This is a genomic window from Kribbella amoyensis, assembly GCF_007828865.1.
Lineage (GTDB): Bacteria > Actinomycetota > Actinomycetes > Propionibacteriales > Kribbellaceae > Kribbella > Kribbella amoyensis.
The window spans coordinates 3,363,409-3,382,464 of the sequence record NZ_VIVK01000001.1 but is presented as its reverse complement, the minus strand read 5'-3'; the positions used below and the strand labels follow the sequence as shown (position 1 = coordinate 3,382,464).

At 70.7% G+C, this 19,056-nt stretch carries 18 protein-coding genes; 11 read left to right on the top strand and 7 right to left on the bottom strand.

Translation table 11 applies throughout. The features are described from left to right. Positions 1 to 6: 6 nt before the first annotated feature. Complete coding sequence (locus FB561_RS16100) at positions 7 to 258, bottom strand: WhiB family transcriptional regulator (protein ID WP_202880862.1); 252 nt, start codon at positions 256 to 258, stop codon at positions 7 to 9. Between the two features lie 416 nt (positions 259 to 674). Continuing rightward, a complete protein-coding gene (locus FB561_RS16095) occupies positions 675 to 1,955 on the bottom strand; it encodes a hypothetical protein (RefSeq protein ID WP_145807493.1) in 1,281 nt (426 codons plus the stop codon). Positions 1,956 to 2,070: 115 nt separating this feature from the next. Between FB561_RS16095 and cofD the strand changes: the two genes are divergently transcribed. The 3 genes from cofD to FB561_RS16080 all read left to right on the top strand — a co-directional run bounded on the left by cofD (position 2,071) and on the right by FB561_RS16080 (position 4,826). Continuing rightward, complete coding sequence (gene cofD / locus FB561_RS16090) at positions 2,071 to 3,048, top strand: 2-phospho-L-lactate transferase (RefSeq protein ID WP_145807491.1); 978 nt, start codon at positions 2,071 to 2,073, stop codon at positions 3,046 to 3,048. Further along, positions 3,045 to 4,019: a coenzyme F420-0:L-glutamate ligase gene (locus FB561_RS16085; RefSeq protein WP_145807490.1), complete on the top strand. Its 975-nt coding sequence runs from the start codon at positions 3,045 to 3,047 to the stop codon at positions 4,017 to 4,019. The genes cofD and FB561_RS16085 overlap by 4 nt, the downstream gene beginning before the upstream one ends. An 84-nt stretch (positions 4,020 to 4,103) precedes the next feature. Then, positions 4,104 to 4,826 carry a DUF3105 domain-containing protein gene (locus FB561_RS16080; RefSeq protein WP_145807489.1) on the top strand — a complete coding sequence of 241 codons (723 nt, stop codon included), beginning with the start codon at positions 4,104 to 4,106 and terminating at the stop codon, positions 4,824 to 4,826. 72 nt (positions 4,827 to 4,898) lie between these two features. On the opposite strand, the gene FB561_RS16075 is transcribed toward FB561_RS16080, so the two are convergent. From FB561_RS16075 to FB561_RS16060, 4 genes are all read right to left on the bottom strand, one after another. Continuing rightward, a complete protein-coding gene (locus FB561_RS16075; protein WP_145807488.1) occupies positions 4,899 to 5,996 on the bottom strand; it encodes a mannose-1-phosphate guanylyltransferase in 1,098 nt (365 codons plus the stop codon). A 42-nt stretch (positions 5,997 to 6,038) separates the two neighbouring features. Beyond that, positions 6,039 to 7,130, bottom strand: a complete 1,092-nt coding sequence (locus FB561_RS16070; protein WP_145807487.1) for an NAD(+)/NADH kinase — start codon at positions 7,128 to 7,130, stop codon at positions 6,039 to 6,041. Between the two features lie 87 nt (positions 7,131 to 7,217). Continuing rightward, positions 7,218 to 8,300, bottom strand: coding sequence for a hemolysin family protein (locus FB561_RS16065; protein ID WP_145807484.1), 1,083 nt, complete (start codon positions 8,298 to 8,300; stop codon positions 7,218 to 7,220). Continuing rightward, the gene (locus FB561_RS16060; protein ID WP_145807482.1) at positions 8,297 to 9,634 is read right to left on the bottom strand and encodes a hemolysin family protein; all 1,338 of its coding nucleotides are present in this window, start codon (positions 9,632 to 9,634) and stop codon (positions 8,297 to 8,299) included. The genes FB561_RS16065 and FB561_RS16060 overlap by 4 nt, the downstream gene beginning before the upstream one ends. Before the next feature lie 88 nt (positions 9,635 to 9,722). Here FB561_RS16060 and FB561_RS16055 point away from each other — a divergent pair, with 88 nt between their 5' ends. From FB561_RS16055 to FB561_RS16030, 6 genes are all read left to right on the top strand, one after another. Then, positions 9,723 to 10,496 (top strand): siderophore-interacting protein, encoded by a 774-nt coding sequence (locus tag FB561_RS16055; RefSeq protein WP_145807480.1) that lies wholly within the window; start codon positions 9,723 to 9,725, stop codon positions 10,494 to 10,496. Positions 10,497 to 10,533: 37 nt separating this feature from the next. Continuing rightward, complete coding sequence (locus FB561_RS16050) at positions 10,534 to 11,214, top strand: TIGR03089 family protein (RefSeq protein ID WP_145807478.1); 681 nt, start codon at positions 10,534 to 10,536, stop codon at positions 11,212 to 11,214. Positions 11,215 to 11,217: 3 nt separating this feature from the next. Continuing rightward, positions 11,218 to 12,000, top strand: a complete 783-nt coding sequence (locus FB561_RS16045) for an SDR family NAD(P)-dependent oxidoreductase (protein WP_238334839.1) — start codon at positions 11,218 to 11,220, stop codon at positions 11,998 to 12,000. A 75-nt stretch (positions 12,001 to 12,075) separates the two neighbouring features. Then, positions 12,076 to 13,425, top strand: a complete 1,350-nt coding sequence (locus FB561_RS16040; RefSeq protein WP_272952545.1) for a bifunctional o-acetylhomoserine/o-acetylserine sulfhydrylase — start codon at positions 12,076 to 12,078, stop codon at positions 13,423 to 13,425. 7 nt (positions 13,426 to 13,432) lie between these two features. Continuing rightward, positions 13,433 to 14,743 (top strand): homoserine O-acetyltransferase MetX, encoded by a 1,311-nt coding sequence (gene metX, locus FB561_RS16035; RefSeq protein ID WP_145807474.1) that lies wholly within the window; start codon positions 13,433 to 13,435, stop codon positions 14,741 to 14,743. 115 nt (positions 14,744 to 14,858) lie between these two features. After that, complete coding sequence (locus FB561_RS16030; protein WP_145807472.1) at positions 14,859 to 16,145, top strand: hypothetical protein; 1,287 nt, start codon at positions 14,859 to 14,861, stop codon at positions 16,143 to 16,145. A 7-nt stretch (positions 16,146 to 16,152) separates the two neighbouring features. On the opposite strand, the gene galE is transcribed toward FB561_RS16030, so the two are convergent. Next, positions 16,153 to 17,106, bottom strand: a complete 954-nt coding sequence (gene galE, locus FB561_RS16025; RefSeq protein ID WP_145807470.1) for a UDP-glucose 4-epimerase GalE — start codon at positions 17,104 to 17,106, stop codon at positions 16,153 to 16,155. Between the two features lie 110 nt (positions 17,107 to 17,216). Here galE and FB561_RS16020 point away from each other — a divergent pair, with 110 nt between their 5' ends. Further along, the gene (locus FB561_RS16020) at positions 17,217 to 17,954 is read left to right on the top strand and encodes a phosphocholine cytidylyltransferase family protein (RefSeq protein ID WP_145807468.1); all 738 of its coding nucleotides are present in this window, start codon (positions 17,217 to 17,219) and stop codon (positions 17,952 to 17,954) included. Further along, positions 17,942 to 19,051, top strand: coding sequence for an iron-containing alcohol dehydrogenase family protein (locus FB561_RS16015; RefSeq protein ID WP_145807466.1), 1,110 nt, complete (start codon positions 17,942 to 17,944; stop codon positions 19,049 to 19,051). Before FB561_RS16020 ends, FB561_RS16015 begins: the two co-directional genes overlap by 13 nt. The last annotated feature ends 5 nt before the right edge of the window (positions 19,052 to 19,056 follow it).

Sequence of the window (19,056 nt, the reverse complement as noted above, 5' to 3'; positions counted from 1 at the left end):
GTGTGTCTAGACGGCCCTCTTCTTCAGCTTGCGGCGCTCCCGCTCCGACAGCCCGCCCCAGATTCCGAAGCGTTCGTCGTTCTGCAATGCGTACTCGAGGCACTCGCCCCGGACGTCACAGCCGAGGCAGACCTTCTTCGCCTCGCGCGTGGATCCACCTTTTTCCGGGAAGAAAGCCTCTGGATCGGTCTGGGCACACAGCGCCCTTTCCTGCCAGCTCGGCTCCTCCTCGATCGCCTCACCGTCGACAATCGCCATCAGCTCTGTCACGGTACGACCTCCTCGACCCTGTTCGTTCCCCTGTCACATGTGGGTTTGCGGGCCCACATGCCTGACCTCGTCCGTCCTGCGCTCTGCAACGGTCCCCGATACCGAGTGTCCAACGAACGACACGGTTGAAATTACATTCCTGCAATCCACGAAAGTCAAGCCGTGGTCTGCTATTGGCGGTATCCGCAACACGGCTGCAAAAGAACGAGAGGCCTGTGGACACAGGCCTCTCGGGCTCGCCGAACTCTCGCGTCCGCGGCCGGATCCCGGCTGACCGGAGCGCTTTTTTCCTTCCCTGGCAGGCATTCGCCCACCTCGGTGCCGGCCCGCCGGGGGATTTCGTCCCCCGGCGTGCTGTGCACCGGACGGCGAAAAACGCCGCCCGTACAGGGAAATTCGCTGGTTCAGGAAGGCTGGGACCACCAGCCCTGGTTGTTCCCCTGACCCGGCTGCTGGTCGCCGTCCTTCGGCGCGTCCTCGACCCGCGGCTCCACCCGGGTCTCGTCGGCGGCCTCGGTCTCCGGCTGCGCCGCGGCCTGCTGCGGCTCGGCGGCCGGCTGCGGCTCCTCGCCCTGCCAGCTGCCGTCGCCCTGCGGCCAGGTCTGCTGCTCCTGCTGACCCGACCACTCCGGCTCGGCCTGCGGCTGCGCCTGCTCCGGCTGGCTCGACCACTCCTGCTGGCCCTGCTGGCCGTACTGCTCCTGGCCGGACCACTGCTGCTCGGGCTGCTGCTGCTCGTGCTGCGGCAGGTCGTGCTGCTCGCGCTGCTGGTCGGCGTCACCGGACCACTGCTGCTGCTCCTGCGGCCACTGCTGCGCCGCCTGCTCCTGGCCGCCCCACTGCTGCTGGCCCTCGGGGCTCCACTGCTGGGTCGGCTCGGTGCCTTGGCCCTCGGCGGACCACGCCTGCTCGGCCTGGCGGCCCTCGCCCTCACCGGCGGACCAGGCCTGCTGCTGCTCGCCCTGGTTCCAGCCCTGCTCCTGCGGCCACTGGTTGTCGCCCTGCTGGGCCGCCGCGTACCCACCGGCCGCACCCGCGCCGGCACCGGCGGCAGCCGCGCCGTACTGGCCGTACTGGCCCTGGCCACCCTGCTCGGCCTGGCCGTACTGCCCGTACTGACCCTGTTGGCCCTGCTGGCCGTACTGCCCCTGCTGGCCGTACTGGCCCTGCTGCGGGAACTGGCCCTGCTGGCCGTACTGGTTCTGGCCGGCGAACTGGCCCTGCTGCGGCTTCGGGGCGCGTGCCGGGGCGGGCAGCGCCTGGAAGGTCTTCAGGATGTAGAGCCCGGCGGCCGCGTACAGCGTCAGGCCGGCGAGCGCGTAGACGAAGCCGACGATCTTCAGGCCGGCCGTGGTCGTCTCGTTGAACCCGGCGAACGCGGTGATCAGGCCGATCAGCAGGATCAGGCCGAGGATCACCAGCGCCGCGAGGGTCACGAGCCGGGCGTTGGGCGTCCGCTCACCGGCCTCCGTCACCAGCCAGACCGATGCGGCGAGCGAGATCAGCAGCACCAGTGCGGTGAGTCCAGGTGGGGTGAGCGTGCCTTGGACGCCACCGGCGGCGGCGGTGAAGCCCGCGCCACCGACGAACAGCCGGATCAGCGAGGCCAGCGCCACCAGGCCGGCGAAGGCGAGCAGGATGTACGCGACCGGCTCTCTGAGCTTTTTGGTTGCGTCGGTGACCACGAGGGCTCCTCGGGATGTTGGGGGGCCGTGCAACTGACGGATTACACACTTCGGACCCACGGCAGCATAGTCGTGCGGTGGTTCGCCGCATTGACGACTCGGGCAGACTCTTCCCATGCGATTGACAGTGCTGGCCGGTGGTATCGGCGGTTCCACCTTCCTCCGTGGCCTGCTGACGGCCCGACCGGACGCCGAGATCACCGTGATCGGGAACACCGCGGACGACATCACCCTGTTCGGCCTGCGGGTCTGCCCGGACCTGGACACGGTGATGTACACCCTCGGCGGCGGGATCTCGAAGGAGCGCGGCTGGGGCCGGGAGGACGAGAGCTGGGTGATCAAGGAGGAGCTCGCCGCGTACAAGATGGAGCCGACCTGGTTCGGCCTCGGCGACCGGGACGTGGCCACCCACCTGGTCCGGACCCAGATGCTGGACGCCGGCTACAGCCTGACCGCGGTCACCGAGGCACTGTGTACCCGGTGGGACCTCCCGGTCCGGCTGCTGCCGATGAGCGACGACCGGGTCGAGACGCATGTCGTCACCGACGACCCGGACCAGCCCGGCGGCCGCAAGGCGATCCACTTCCAGGAGTACTGGGTCCGCCTGCACGCCGAGGTCCCGGCGCACCAGATCGTCGCGGTGGGGCAGGAGAAGGCGAAGCCGGCACCGGGCGTCCTGGACGCGATCGCCGACTGCGACGTCCTGCTGCTACCGCCGTCGAACCCGGTCGTGTCGGTCGGCACGATCCTCGGCGTCCCGGGGATCCGCGACGCCGTCCGGGAGACCGCGGCGCCGGTGATCGGGCTGTCCCCCATCATCGGGACCGGCCCGGTCCGCGGCATGGCCGACAAGGTGCTGGCCGCCGTCGGGGTGGAGTCCACGGCCGCCGCGGTCGCGGAGTACTACGGGTCGCGTGCGTCGGGCGGCGTGCTGGACGGCTGGCTGGTCGACACCTCCGACGCGATCCAGCTGCATTCGATCGTGGCCGCCGGAATCCACGCGCAGGCCGTGCCGTTGTGGATGACGGACGAGACCACCACGGCCGCGATGGCTGACGCGGCACTGAACCTGGCGGAGGCAGTACGGCGATGAGGAAGTACCTCGAGGTGTTCCCGGTGACCGGCCTGCCCGAAGTGGCCGCCGGGGCCGACCTGGCCGGGCTGATCGGCGACGCGGCCGATCTCCGGGACGGCGACGTGGTGGCCGTCACGTCGAAGATCGTCAGCAAGGCCGAGGGGCGCCTGACCACGGGGACCCGGGCCGAGGCGGTGGACAGCGAGCTGGTCCGCGTCGTCGCCCAGCGCGGGGACACCCGGATCGTGCAGACCCGGCACGGACTCGTGATGGCGGCCGCCGGGACGGACACGTCCAACACGGCCCCCGGGACTGTCCTGCTGCTCCCTGTCGATCCCGACAGGTCCGCTCGCGAGCTCCGGGACGCCCTGTGGCAGCGGTACGACGTGAACGTGGGCATCGTGATCACGGACACGCTCGGCCGGCCGTGGCGGGTCGGTCAGACCGACGTGGCGATCGGCGCCGCCGGGGTCCAGGTGGTCGAGGACCTGCGCGGCACCACCGACAGCCACGGGAACGTCCTCGCCGTCACCGAGCCGGCCGTGGCCGACGAGGTCGCCGCCGCCGGGGAACTGGTGAAGGGCAAGGCGGACGGGGTCCCGGTGGCGGTGCTGCGAGGCCTGTCCGACGTGGTGCTCGCGGCCGGGGACCACGGCAGCGGGGCCCGCGCGCTGGTCCGGGACGCGGAGCACGACATGTTCAGCCTGGGCACCCGGGAAGCGGCGCGCGCCGCAGTACTGGATCGGCAGCCGCCGGCCGGGCCGCGCGAGCTGGACCCGGCGTTGTGGGCCGGGCTGCTCGCCGACGACGAGGACGTGCACCTGGAGTTGCAGGAGCAGTCGGTGGCCGTTTTCGGGGAGAATCCGGTCGCTGTCGGGACCGTCGCGGAGCGCCTCGCCGTCCTGCTGCACGCGGAGGGATACGGCGTGAGTGTGCGGACGGGTCCGGGGAGTGAGGCAACGGTCACGTTCGGCTCACGTTCACGGTAGCTTTCTAGGCAACTTCTCAGACTGCCTGCGTACACTGCATCCGCACGGCGGCGCCAGGGCCGCCCGATTCGGGAAGACAACACTGTGGGTAAAGCGTCATCACAGAAGCAGTCGCGCCGCGAACTGATCGAGAAGATGCAGCGGGACCACGAACGGTCCGACAAGCGCCGCACTCTGCTCATCGTCGTGGCCTCGATCGTCGTCGGCCTGGCCATCATCGCGTACCCCGCGATCCGCCTGATCCAGGACTCCCGTACCAAGAACCAGGCGATCACCGAGCTCGGTGTGGCCGCAGCGGCCGCCTCCTGCGCAGCGGTCATCGACGACCAGGCCAGCGGTACCCAGGACCACAAGCCGGACGGCACCGTGATCCAGTACCCGGTCTCGCCGCCCTCGTCGGGCCCGCACTACGCCGTCTGGGCGCCGTTCGGGAAGAAGTTCTACACCGCCGACGACCGGCCGGCGATCCCGAACCTGGTGCACAACCTGGAGCACGGCTACACGATCCTCTGGTACAAGGACACGCTGCCGCAGGACCAGGTCGACACGATCGAGAAGATCTCCAAGGCCAAGCTGCCGGACAGCTCGCTGGGCAAGTTCATCGCGGCGCCGTTCAAGGACTCCGACGGCCAGCAGCCCTGGCCCGAGGGCAAGCAGGTCGCCTTCTCGCACTGGAGCGGCAACAAGCAGGGCCAGGCGACGGCCCAGGGCCACCGCCAGTTCTGCGGCTCCGTCAGCGGCGAGGCCCTGCAGCAGTTCATGGACAAGTTCCCGGCCATGGACGCCCAGGAACCCAACGGCGGCTGACCCGCCCGCTCACGCAACAGCAAGGGCGCCTGGATCGAGCAGATCCAGGCGCCCTTGCTGTTGCCGGTTCGATCAGGTGTAGCGCTCGGAGTGGTCGGAGACGACCTGGGCGACGAGGTCCTTGACGCGTTCGCCGTCGGCCAGTGGGCAGACCATCGTCACGTCGTGGGTGTGGACGATGATGTGGCCGCGCAGGCCGACCGCGGCGATCAGGTGGTCCGGGTCGTCGGTGACGATGATGTTGTCGTGCGAGTCGAGCAGGCAGCTGAGCACGCTGTCGTCATGACGGTTGCCCTTGGCATCGACCTCGTACGTCCCGGCCAACGCGGCCCAGGAACCCACGTCGAGCCAGTGCACCGGCATCGGGACGACCACCACGTCGGCGTCCACCTTGCCCTGTGAGGCCGGCTCCATCACCGCGTAGTCGACGCTGATCTTGCGCAGCTCCGGGTAGATCTTCGCCAGCGTGGCGTCGCGCTCCGGGGTGTCCCAGACGGACGCGACCTGGCGGAGCTGGGCGGCCGACTCGGGCAGCAGCTCGTCGAGCACGCTCAGCACGGTCTCGGCCCGCCAGACGAACATGCCGGAGTTCCACCAGAACCGCCCGGTGGCCAGGTACTCCTCCGCGGTCGCCCGGTCCGGCTTCTCCCGGAACCGGTCCACCACGTAGGCCCCGGTGCCCTCGATCGCCGCGCCCCGTTCGACGTACCCGAGACCGGTGTGCGGGTGGGTCGGCTCGATCCCGAACGTCACCAGCGATCGGGGCCGGCCTTCCACCAGCTCGAACCCGCTCTCGATCGCGGCCCGGAACTCGGCCTCGGGCGTGATCAGGTGGTCCGACCCGACGATCGCGAGCACCGCGTCCGGGTCGTTGCGGGCCACCACGGCGGAGGCGAGACCGACCGCGTTCGCGGTGTCCCGGCCGACCGGCTCGCCGATGATGTTGTGCTCACCGAGTTCGGGCAGTTGCTCGCGGACCAGGTCGGTGTGCGCGGCGACCGTACACACGTAGATGTTCGCGGGATCGACCAGTCCCCGCAGCCGGTTGTACGCCACCCGGAGCAAGGAGTTCCCCGCCGCGAGCGGCAACACCTGCTTGGGCTTGTCGGCCCGGGACAACGGCCACAACCGCGTCCCCGAACCACCGGCCAGGATCACCACGTTTCGCATGGAGACGAACCCTACCGGGTAGGGGTTCGCGGGCCTGGTTCGTCAGGTCTCGCAGGCCGGGTCCGGTGGGATTTCGGGGGCTTGGGCCTCTGGGGCGAGGCGGAGGTGGGCGAGGTCTTCCGGGACGGGGGTGTCGGCTCGCCAGAAGGTTTCGGATTCGCCGTCGACGGCGGTGGCAGGGGCGTCGGTGAGGCGGAAGCGGTCACGGACGCGGCCGTAGAAGTCGGTGGGGCGGAGGCGGACCAGGCGCAGCGGGCGGCGGGAGCCGTAGACGCCGATCCAGTCGCCGGGGTCGAGGACGCCGCGGAGCTGGCCGTCGATGCTGACCGCGGCCTGGCCGGAGTGCGGCAGGACGCGGAGGGCGACGGGTTCGTCCGGGGCGGCGACCACGCTGCGGTTGAAGGTCATGTGCGGGGCGACCGGGGTGAAGACGATGCCCTGGGTGTTCGGCGAGAGGATCGGTCCACCGGCCGCGAAGGAGTACGCCGTACTGCCGGTGGGCGTGGCCACGATGACGGCGTCGGCGGAGTACGAGGCGAGCAGCCGGCCGGACAGGTACACGCCGAGCGCGACCTGGTGGTCCCGGGAGAGCTTCTCCAGCACCACGTCGTTCAGCGCGGTCACGTCGAGCGCCACGCCCCAGCCGTTGCCCTCCATCTCGGTCCGGACCGGGGGCGGCGGGAGGGCGGGACCGTGGCCGTACCGGAGCAGCGACTCGATACCGGCCGGGATCTCCAGCGGCCGGGACGCGCGCATCGTCAGCGTCATCCGCTGCTCGATCGTCGCGCTGTCCTGGTGGACCGCGTCCAGCGCCTCCTCCACGTCGCGGCAGGCGACCTCGGTCAGAAAGCCGACCTTGCCGAGGTCGACGCCGAGGACGGCCGCGTCGTTCTTGGCCGCGATCCGGGCACCCCGCAGGAACGTCCCGTCGCCGCCGAGGGTGACCACCAGGTCCGGGTTGCCGGCGTGGTGCATCTCGTCCATGCCGCCACGGCGGGTCCCGTGTTCCTTCCACACGTCGATGTCGGTCCAGCCGATGCCGTTGCGCTCGCACCAGGTACGGACGGTCTTCGCGGTCTGGACGGCGACCGGACGGCCCTCGTGGACGACCAGGCCGAGACGACTGACAGGCACGGTGGCTCTCCTCCGGACACGGGACGGTACTGCTGCTCCTGCGACAACGGTAGGACGTCGGGGTGGGAACGCCACACCAGTGGTCGATCAGCCTTCGGGCGGCGGCGGGATCGGGCGGCGAGCGGCCGAGACGATCGGGTCGGTCTCGTCGTCGAACTCACCGATCACCTCCTCCAGCAGATCCTCCAGCGCGACCACGCCGACCGCGTGCCCGGCGTCCTCGACCACGGCGAGCTGGGACCGCTTCTCCCGCATCACCCGGATCGCGGCGGCCACCGGCGTCGTCGACGGCAGCCGTAGCGGCTCGGTCATCAGGTCGGCGGTCCGCAGCGTCTGGCCGCCGCCCGTCGTCGCGCGGACCGCGTCCCGGACGTGCACGATGCCGCAGATCATCGAGGTGCCCGGCGCGACCACGGCCAGCCGGGACCGGCCCTGCTGCCGGCTGGCTCGCTCGACCTCCCGCGCGGTCGCCTCGGCCGGTACCGTCGCGAGCTCGCCGATCGGCGTCATCACCTGCTCGACCGTGGTGTTCTGCAGGGCCAGCATCGCCGTCAGCAGCGCGTGCTCGGGTGCTTCGAGGGTGCCGTGCTCGCGGGACGACTCGATCAGCAGCCGCAGTTCCTCGGGCCCGTGCGCGTTGGCGATCTCGTTCTGCGGGGTCACCTTGAGCGCGCGGACGACGCCGTTCGCCAGCCAGTTCAGGACGATCAGCAGCGGCCGGAGCAGCCAGGTGAACGCCCGGAACGGCAACGCCAGCAGCAACGCGGCCCGCTCGGGGTCGCTGATCGCCCACGATTTCGGCGCCATCTCGCCGAGCAGGACGTGCAGCAGCCCGATCCCGGCCACCGCGATGATCAGCGAGATCACGTGCCCCGCGCTCTCCGGCAGGCCGATCAGCTCGAACAGCGGGTGCAGCAGATGCGCCACCGCCGGCTCCGACAACGAACCGAGTCCCAGTGTGCACAGGGTGACGCCGAGCTGGGCGCCGGCGAGCATCAACGACAACTCGCTCACGCCCGCGATCGCGGCCCGCGCGGACCGGCTACCGGACGCGGCCGCCTGCTCCAGCCGATGCCGCTTGGCCGCGACCAGCGCGAACTCGGCCGCGACGAAGAACCCGTTGCAGGCCAGCAACAGGACCGAGATCAGCAACGCGACGGGCGTACTCATGCCAGCCGCTCCACCACGACGAGACCGGCGACGTGCCGTTCGACGGTCTGGACCTTCAGCCGTACTCGCTCGACCGGGACCGGCCGGCCGTCATGGCCGATCCGTGGTGGCAGCCGGATCACCAGTTCGTCGGTGACCACCGGCAGCCGGCCGAGCTGGGCCATCACCAGACCCGAGACGGTGTCGTAGTCCTCGTCGTCCGGCAGCGTGATCCCGATCGCCTCCTCGACCTGGTCCAGCCGCCACCGGCCCGGGACCGTCCAGCTGCCGTCGGCGTTCGCGACCAGGTCGGCCTCGGGCAGGTCGTCCTCGTCCCGGATCTCGCCGACCAGCTCCTCGGCGATGTCCTCCAGCGTCACCACCCCGGCGAACCCGCCGAACTCGTCCACGACGATCGCGAGCTGCCGGTGCGTGGTCCGCAGCTGCTCCAGGACCGCGGGCAGGTGCAACGTGAACGGGACGACCACCGGCGCCGCCGCGAGCGACCCCACGGTGAGGTTCCCGCGCTCGTCCGGATCGACCTCGACGACGTCGCCGACCGCGACCACGCCGACCACCTCGTCGACCGACGACGCGATCACCGGGAACCGGCTGTGCCCGGTGTCGAGCAGCTCCACCACCCGGGTCAGCGGCTCGCCTTCGTGCACGGTGACCACGTCGACGCGGGGAATCATCACCTCCCCGGCGATCCGGCCGCGGAAGTCCAGCCCGCGGTCCAGCAGCCGGGTGGTGTCGCGGTCGAGCAGGCCCTGCTCGTACGAGGACGCGATGATCCGGTCCAGGTCCTGCGCGGTCGCGCCCTGCGGCAGCTCCTCGACCGGCTCGATCCCGACCCGGCGCAGAATCCGGTTCGAGGCGGCGTCGAACAGGTGGATCAACGGCCCGGCCACGGTCAGGTACAGCAGCGTGGACCGGGACAGCCGGAGCGCGAGCTGCTCGGCCCGGGCGATGGCCAGGTTCTTCGGGGCCAGCTCGCCGAGCACCATCTGGATCATGGTTGCCAACAGCAACGCCAGGAGTACGGACAGGGACAGGCTCAGCCCGGCCGGCAGTCCCGCGGTCCCGAGCAGCTTCTCCAGCCCCTCGCCCAGGTACGGCTGGGCGGCGTACCCGGCGAGCAGGCCCGTGACCGTGATCCCGACCTGGGCACCGGACAGGACGAACGACAACCGCGACGTCACCTTGAGCGCCCGGGCCGCGGCGGCATCACCGGCGTCGGCGAGACCCCGCAGCCGGCTCCGGTCGACCGCGACGTAGGAGAACTCCTGCGCCACGAAGTAGCCGGTGGCAACAGTCAGGGCAAGGATCAAGGCCAGCCCCGCCAGGATCAGCATGGCCTGACCTTACTCGCGCGCCGCCCCCACACCTCGGGACCCCGATGGGCATGGACTCGACGACTTAGCCAAGGCTAACCTAATCGCCATGGAGCTGGTGCGTCGTCCCCTTCCCGCCCGGGTCACCGCGGTGACCCGGCTGACCCGTCAGTTGGTGCGAGTCACGGTCACGGCTCCGGAGCTGAACCGCTTCGACTACGCCGGTCCCGATCACCTGGTCCGGATCTTCCTGCCGCCGGCTCCCGGCGCCGACCTGGTGCTGCCGAAGACCGACCGCTGGTGGCCGGAGCTGCAGGAGCTGGATCCGGCGATCCGGCCGATCCTGCGGAACTACACCGTCCGCGCCTTCGATCCGACGGCCCGCCGGCTCGGCATCGACTTCGTGCTGCACGGCACCGGTCCGGGGTCGGCGTTCGCGGCGAGCGCCCAGCCCGGCGACGTGCTCGGCATCCTGAGCGACGGCGCCGACTACCGCCCGCCGGACGACACCGAGTGGCAGTTGCTGGTCGGCGACGAGACCGCGCTGCCGGCGATCGCGGCGATCATCGAGCAGCTCCGCCCGGACGAGCGGGCGCTGGCGTTCGTCGAGGTCGGCGATCGGGACGACGAACTCGCCATCCCCCGCCACCCCGGGGTCCGGCTGCACTGGCTGCATCGCGGCGACACCCCGCCCGGCGGTGGCGACCTGCTGCTGCGCCGCCTCCGGCAGACCGCGCTTCCGACCGGCAGGGCGTACGCCTGGGTGGCCGGCGAGTCCTCGCTCGTCACCTCGGTCCGCCGCCATCTGGTGGCCGAGCGGGGCCTGGAGAAACTCCAGATCTACTTCTGCGGGTACTGGCGCCGGATGGAGTCGCCCGCCTGAGGACCAGCCGTTGGAGATCGAAAGTAGGGTGGCCGCCATGGCCGGAACCCTGCCCGAACTGTTCACCGCCGCCGTCCGCCGCGACGGCGCGAGCCCGTTCCTGACCTACTACGACGACGCGTCCGGCGAACGGATCGAGCTGAGCGCGCTCACCACCGCCAACTGGGTCGCCAAGACGGCGAACCTGCTGGTCGACGAGTACGACCTGGAGCCCAGCGAGACCGTCGCGATCGGGTTGCCGCCGCACTGGCTCGGCGTCGTCTGGGCGCTGGCCACCTGGTCCGCGGGCGCCGCGATCAGCACCGGCACCGGCGACCTCGCGATCACCGGACCCGACTTCGCGGTCCGCGGCGGCCGGGAGACGATCGCGTCCGCCTTGCTGCCGTTGGGCGGCCGCTTCCGCGACCCGGTCCCCGACGGCGTCCACGACTACGGCGCCGAGGTGTACAACCACGGCGACGTCTTCGTCCCGTTCGATCCCCCGACGCCCGGCAGCCCGGCGTACGACGGGACCTCGCACGCGGACCTGATCGCGGCCGCCGTACCGATCTCCGAGCGCGTCCTGGTTCGCCAGGACCTGGTCGCGCCGGCCGGGATCGGCCTGCTGGTCGGCGTGATCGCCGGAGGTGGTTCCATCGTGCTCTGCCGCAACCTCGCCGAGGACAAGCTGGAGCGGCGGATCGCGGACGAGAAGGTCGATCGAGTGGTGGAGGACTAGAGCATGGTGCAACGGTTCGAGGGTCGGGTCGCGCTGGTCACGGCGGGGGCGCAGGGCATCGGTGCGGCGGTCGTCCGCCGGATCGCGGCCGAGGGCGGCGCCGTGATCGTCACCGACCTGCAGCAGGACAAGATCGACGCGCTGGTGGCCGAGCTCGGGCCGGACCGGGCGCTGGCAGCCAAGGTCGACGTGACCCAGCGGGACCAGATCGACGCGGCGGTCGCGGCCGGGGTGGAGCGGTTCGGCCGGCTCGATCTCCTGGTCAACAACGCCGGCGGCTGCGTCGTGTCCACGGCGCCCGAGCAGACCACCGTCGAGGAGTGGAACCGACAGCTCGACCTCACGCTGGTCGGCGCCGCGCAGTGCATCCAGTCCGCACTCCCGCACCTGCAGAACAGCCGCGGCAACGTCGTCACGATCAGCTCGGTGAACGGGCTGGCCGCGTTCGGCAACGTGGAGTACTCCGCGGCCAAGGCAGGCCAGATCGCGATGACCAAGAACCTCGCCGTCCGGCACGGCGGCAGCGGCGTCCGGTTCAACATCGTTGCCCCGGGCACCATTCGGACGCCGAACTGGGACAACCAGCCCGGCACCCTGGACCGGTTCGTGAAGATGTACCCGCTGCGCCGGATCGGCGAGCCCGAGGACATCGCGGCCGCGGTCGCCTTCCTCGGCTCCGACGACGCGGCCTGGATCACCGGCGTCACCCTGCCGGTCGAAGGCGGCGTGCTGGCCGGCCCGCCCATCCTCGACCTGACCCCGTCCGGGCCGGCCGACCAGGGCTGATCCACCGCGCTGTTCACATCGTGGACGGCGTCGGGACTGAATGTGCAGTAAGCCTATTGTCTTTAAACACATTCAGTGACGTCCCGAGAACAGGATCGCCAGATGACCGACACCACCCCGAGCTGGTCGTTCGAGACCCGCCAGATCCACGCCGGCCAGACCGCCGATGCGGTCACCAAGGCGCGGGCGCTGCCGATCTACCAGACCACGTCGTACACGTTCGACAGCACCGACCACGCGGCGAGCCTGTTCGGGCTGCAGGAGTTCGGCAACATCTACACCCGGATCCAGAACCCGACCCAGGACGCGGTCGAGCAGCGGATCGCCAGTCTCGAAGGCGGCACCGCGGCGCTGCTGGTGTCGTCCGGCCAGGCCGCCGAAACCCTGGCCCTGCTGAACATCGCCGAGGCCGGCGACCACATCGTCAGCAGCCCGAGCCTGTACGGCGGGACGTACAACCTGTTCCACTACACGCTGCCGAAGCTCGGCATCCAGGTCTCGTTCGTCGACGACCCGAACGACCTGGAGTCCTGGCGGCGCGCGGTCGAGCCGAACACCAAGGTCTTCTTCGCCGAGACGATCGCGAACCCGAAGAGCGAGATCCTCGACATCGCCGCGGTCGCCGGGGTCGCGCACGAGGCCGGTGTCCCGCTGGTGGTCGACAACACGGTCGCGACGCCGTACCTGATCCGCCCGATCGAGCACGGCGCGGACGTCGTGGTGCACTCGGCGACGAAGTACCTGGGCGGCCACGGCACCGCGATCGCGGGCGCGATCGTTGACTCGGGCAACTTCGACTACGCCGCCGACCCCGAACGGTTCCCCGGGTTCAACCGGCCGGACCCGAGCTACCACGGGCTCACCTACGCCCGCGACCTCGGCGTCGGCTCGGACCTCGGCAACCTCGCGTTCATCCTGAAGGCGCGGGTGCAGTGGCTGCGCGACCTCGGTCCGGCGGTGTCGCCGTTCAACGCGTTCCTGATCGCGCAGGGCCTGGAGACGTTGTCGCTGCGGATCGAGCGGCACGTCGACAACGCGCTCAAGGTCGCGCAGTGGCTGGAGGACCGGGACGAGGTGGAGAGCGTCGCGTACGCGAGCCTGCCGTCGTCGCCGTGGTACGAGCTGGCCACCAAGTACGCGCCGCGGGGTGCGGGTGCGGTGATCGCGTTCGAGATCAAGGGTGGCGTGGACGCGGGCAAGCAATTCGTGAACGCGCTGCGGCTGCACAGCCACGTGGCCAACATCGGTGACGTCCGGTCGCTGGTGATCCACCCGGCCTCGACGACCCACAGCCAATTGTCCGCCGAGGACCAGCTGGCCTCCGGGGTCACGCCGGGCCTGGTCCGGCTGGCGGTCGGGATCGAGCACGTCGAGGACATCCTCGCCGACCTCGAGACCGGCTTCGCCGCCGCCAAGTCCGCCTGACCCTCCCATGAACCAGGATCACCCACCCGATCCCGCCCGGGAGCGGACCGTCGGTGCCCGGCCACGGCCCACCGACGCCCAGGCGGCCGTCCGCCGGCAGGACGCGCCCGATCCACCTGACCACGGCCCTGTTCACCAGGCAGGGCCGCGGACCGCACCGCTGGGTACGGCGGATGCGGAGGCGGCGGACGCGCGGCGGGCGATCCACTCACCAGGTCAGGTGGCCGGTGGGTGGCGGGTGGGTGATCCTGCCGGCCGGCGGCTCTTCGCGGCCGTCGGCGACCTCCCGCTGGAGTCCGGCGCATCGTTGCCAGGGACAACTATCGCCTACCAGACCTGGGGCCGGCCGAACGCCGCCCGGGACAACGCCGTGCTGATCTGTCATGCCCTCACCGGGGACGCGCAGGTCGTCGGCCCGACCGGCCCGGGACACTCCACCCCGGGCTGGTGGGACGGTCTGATCGGCGAAGGCCGGTACGTCGATCCGCGCGACTGGTACGTGGTCGCGGCCAACGTCCTCGGTGGCTGCCAAGGAACGACAGGGCCGTCCTCACCCGCACCCGATGGACGTCCGTGGGGCAGCCGATTCCCCGCGATCACGATCCGGGACCAGGTGACGGCGGAGGCCGCCCTCGCCGACGTCCTGGGGATCGATCGCTGGGCCGCGGTGATCGGCGGCTCGATGGGCGGCATGCGTGCACTCGAATGGCCGCTCCTGTTCCCCGATCGGGTGCGGACCGCGATCGTGCTCGCGTCCACGGGGTACGCGACCGCCGACCAGATCGCTTGGTGCGCACCACAGTTGGCGGCGATCGAGTCCGATCCCGACTGGCAAGGCGGCGACTACTACGACACCGGCCGCGCGCCTCTCCAAGGACTAGGCATCGCCCGCCGCATCGCCCACATCACCTATCGCTCCGCGGAAGAGCTCGGTACCCGCTTCGGCCGGACCGTCCAGCCCGACGCCACCGGCCGCTTCGCCGTCGAGTCCTACCTCGACCACCACGCCGGCAAACTCGCCGGCCGCTTCGACCCCGGCTCGTACGTGACCCTGACCCGCGCGATGAACACCCACGACCTCACCAGATCCCGAGGCCCACTCCCCCGAACACTGCAGGCCCTCAAAGCCACCCTCGTCCTCGCAGCAGTCACCACCGACCGCCTCTACCCACCCCACCTCACCCAGGAACTGGCCGAAGCTCATCCCGCCAAACCAGAGGTCCACCTCATCAACTCCGCCTACGGCCACGACGGTTTCCTGATCGAACTGGACCAAGTCGGAACCCTCATCGCCCAATCCCTGCAGGCCGGGAACTGACCCGGAAGTAGTTCAGAATCGGCGCATGTGGATCAGCCGACGGGGGTTCGGGGCATTGGCTGGTGGGATTCTTCTCGGGGCTGTGGCGGGGTGTGGGGAGAAGGGTCCCGAGGCGATGGCGCGGGATCGGCTGGAGTGGCTCGGGGGGCTGGACGGGGTCGAGCGGGCCGAGGTCATCACTTCCGCGACAGATCCTCAGGACGACTTGATCCTGCTCAGGTTGACGAAGGGGCTGGCCGACGACGCGGTCAACGCGCTCACCGGCAAGGTCAAGAAGGACTTCGAGTCGCGGCGTGGCGACTACCTCAACAGCATCGAGGTCGAGCTCGACGGGTACCGGGGCCGGTTCTATCCGTCGCCGGTGACGAAGCGGGACACCGACCTCGAACGGGCGCTCTGGTTACGCCGGGACGGTCGCGCGACGGCGGTGACGTACGGCGCGTCCGGGCAGGTGGTCACGGCGCCCGCGTCGGCGGTGGCGGCGGTCGCGCTCGGGTTCGAGGCGGCGGCACCGGTGTCGAAGGACCGGCGGACACATCGGGTCGAGTCCGCCGATCGGCAGGCCGTCGTCGAGTGGGCGGAGAGTCCGTACGCCGATTTCCGGCTCGACCGTAAGGCGACCCAGTACTTCGCGGACCTGCAGGCGCGGTACCCGGGAGTCGTCGGCTGGCTGTCGTTCCCGGAACGCCAGGCCGGGATCCACTTCGCCGCGACCGACCTCACCCTCGACGCGTTGCTCGAGGCACCGCCGAAGGCCGAGCTGTTCGAGCGGCTCGAGGTCGGGTGGGGCATCGTGCACGCGCCCGCGACGGTGTTCGCGGCCGCCCTCACCCAGGAGCACCGCCGGCTCGCCACCGAACTGGCGAAGGTTGCCGGTGTCACCGGTCTGGAGTTCCGCGACGACGGCGGGAAGCCGGACCTCGCCTCGGTCCGGGTCAAGGACCGCGCCGGATACGTCGGGGCGGTCGCGACCCTGCGCCGGATCCGGGACGCGTACGTGCCGATCGAGCTGGTCCGGCGGCCGTCGGAGTACCCCGGCCGCCGGCCCACCGCCGTCTTCCGCGGCTCCCCCTACGACCAGGACGCCGAGTACCGGATCCACGCCGCGATCGCCGACCTGGCCGGGGTGACCGAGGTCCAGATCGGTCCGCGGGCCGCCAATCTGAGCATCGCCCAGGACATCTCCGACGCCGACCTGACCAGTGCCCTGAAGGCGATGGCCACGCTGCCGGCGACGGTCACGATCAACCTCTCCGCGAGCCAGGGCGGGGACAAGGTGGGCGTCATCCCGCTCGGCCGGATCGCCCGCCGCCAGTACGTCCCTCAGCCCACCAAGCCGCCCACCATCGACCCGGCCCTGATCACCCGGTTGAGCCGTACCTGGGCGGCCGCGAGCCGCTGATCCTGGTTCAGGACTTCGGCCAGGACTCCCAGGCGGAGGCGAACATCTCGTCCACGGTGTGCGTGTTCTTCCACTCCAGATCGCGCGCCGCGAGCTCGCCGGACGCGACCACCCGGGACGGGTCGCCGGGACGCCGCGGACCCTCGGTCGGGGTGAAGTCGATCCCGGTCACCCGGCGGGCGGCGTCCATGATCTCGCGGACACTCGTCCCGGTCCCGCTGCCGAGGTTGTAGACCGTCTCCAGCTGCTTGCCCGAGTCGAGTGCGCGGGCCGCGGCGACGTGGGCGCGGGCCAGGTCGGCCACGTGCACGTAGTCCTTGACCGACGTGCCGTCCGGGGTCGGGTGGTCGGTGCCGTAGATCTGCGGGATCTTGCCCTGGGTCAGCAGGTTGCAGACGATCGGGAAGAGGTTGTACGGGCTCGCGTCGTACACCTTCGGGTCACCCGAGCCGACCACGTTGAAGTAGCGCAGCGAGGTGTGGTTCAGCGGGACCGCCTTGGCCTGGTCCGCGAGCAGCCACTCACCGACGAGCTTGGTCTCGCCGTACGGGCTCTCCGGGGCGGGCGCGGTCCGCTCGGTGACCACCTCGTCCGTCGGGGTGCCGTACACGCCGGCGCTGGACGAGAACACGATGTTGCGGACGCCGGTGTCGGCCATCGCGGTGAGCAGCGACACCATCGCGGAGATGTTCTGCGTGTAGGTGTGCATCGGCTTCTCGACCGAGACACCGGCGTACTTGTACCCGGCGAGGTGGACCACGCCGCTGACCCCGTCGAGCGTCTTGCGCGCCGTGTCGGTGTCGAGCAGGTTCGCCTCGACGAACGGGACCCCCTCCACCAGGAACTCCAGCTTCCCGCTGGACAGGTCGTCGATCACGACGACGTCGATCCCGTCCGCGACGAAAGCGCGCACCACGTGCGCCCCGATGTACCCGGCACCACCAGTCACCAGCCATGTCATGGCGTCTATCCTGCCAGCACCCCGCGCGGTCCTCGGAACCCCGCCGGAAGCAGCGCCCGCGGGCCTCGCGAACCCCTGGTCAAACCGGCCTCAGCCGGTACCATCAGGCAATGATCGGACTAGTCCTCGCCGCCGGTGCCGGCCGCCGGTTGCGCCCTTACACGGACACGTTGCCGAAGGCGCTGGTCCCGATCGATCCCGAGACCACTCCGCTCGACCTGACGCTGGCGAACTTCGCTGAGGTCGGCGTCACCGACGTCGCCGTCGTGGTCGGGTACGCCGCGGCCGCCATCGAGGCCCGGGTCGCCGAGCTGCAGGACCGGTACGGCGTCCGGCTCGAGCTGGTGCACAACGACAAGGCCGAGATCTGGAACAACGCGTACTCGTTGTGGTGCGCCCGTGACCTGCTGAAGCAGGGCGTGATCCTGGCGAACGGCGACACCGTGCACCCGGCCTCGGTCGAGCGCATCCTGCTCGCGGCCCGCGGCGACGCGCGCCGGATCGTGCTCGCGCTGGACACCGTGAAACCGCTGGCCGACGAGGAGATGAAGGTCGTCTGGGACGAGGCGACCGGGGTCCGCAGCATCACCAAGCTGATGGACCCGGCCACCGCCACCGGGGAGTACATCGGCGTCACCCTGATCGAGCCGGACGCCGCCGACGAGCTCGCAGCGGCCCTCCGCGAGACCTGGGAGCGCGACCCGGACCAGTACTACGAGGACGGCTACCAGGTGCTCGTGGACGCCGGGTTCCGGATCGACGTCGCCCCGATCGGCACGGTGGACTGGGTCGAGATCGACAACCACGCCGACCTGGCCCGGGCCCGCGAGATCGTATGCCCCTCCTAGCCCGGTTCGTCACCGCGCCGCTGGTGGTCGAGGTGCACCGCGGCGCGCTGTCCGAGCTGGCCGCGATCCTGGCCGACCAGCGGATCTCCACCTCCGGCCGGGTCGCGATCGCGGTCGGACCGACGCACGGGCCGATCGTGCAACGGACCTTCGAGCACGACCTGGTCGAGGCGGACTGGTTCACCGTCGAGGGCGGCACGATCAACACCGCGGTCAAGCTGGTCGAGCAGATCCGGCAGCAGCGCTACGACGCGATCGTCGGGATCGGCGGCGGCACCGTGCTGGACGTGACCAAGTTCGCGGCCGCGCGGCTCGGGCTGCCGATGGTCGCGGTCGCCACCAACCTCGCCCACGACGGCGTCGCCTCGCCGATCAGCACCCTGGACAACGACGCCGGCCGCGGATCGTACGGTGTGCCCGCGCCGATCGCCGTCCTGGTCGACCTGGACCTGATCGCCCAGGCACCGCCGCGATCGGTCAGCTCCGGGATCGGTGAGATCGTCTCGAACCTGTCCGCGGTCGCCGACTGGGAGGCCGCGCACGCCTTGCAGGGCGAGGAGATGGACGGTCTCGCGGTCTCGCTGGCCCGGACGTCCGCGCAGGCCGTGGTGAACCATCCGGGCGGCGTCACCGACGACGGTTTCCTCGCCACCCTCGCCGAAGGCCTGGTGTTGTCCGGGATCTCGATGGTGGTCGCCGGGACGTCGCGGCCGTCGTCGGGCGCGTGTCACGAGATCTCGCACGCGATCGACCTGCTGCACCCGGACCGGCGCGCGTTCCACGGTGAGCAGGTCGGCGTCGGCGCGGCGTTCGCGTGGTTCCTGCGCGACGAGGAGGAGATGTTCCGGACGACGGTGGACTGCCTGCACCGGCACGGGCTGCCGGTCCGGCCGGCCGATCTCGGCTTCGGCCTGGAGGAGTTCGCGGCCGTGGTCGAGTACGCGCCGCAGACCCGGCCCGGCCGGTTCACGATCCTGGAACAGCTCGACCTCGGTCCGGCCCGGATCAAGGCGAAGGTGGACGAGTTCAACGACCACGTGTACGCGCGGATCGCGACGGCCGACGGCTCGGTCACCCCGGAGGGCCGGGTGCTCTGAGGCGC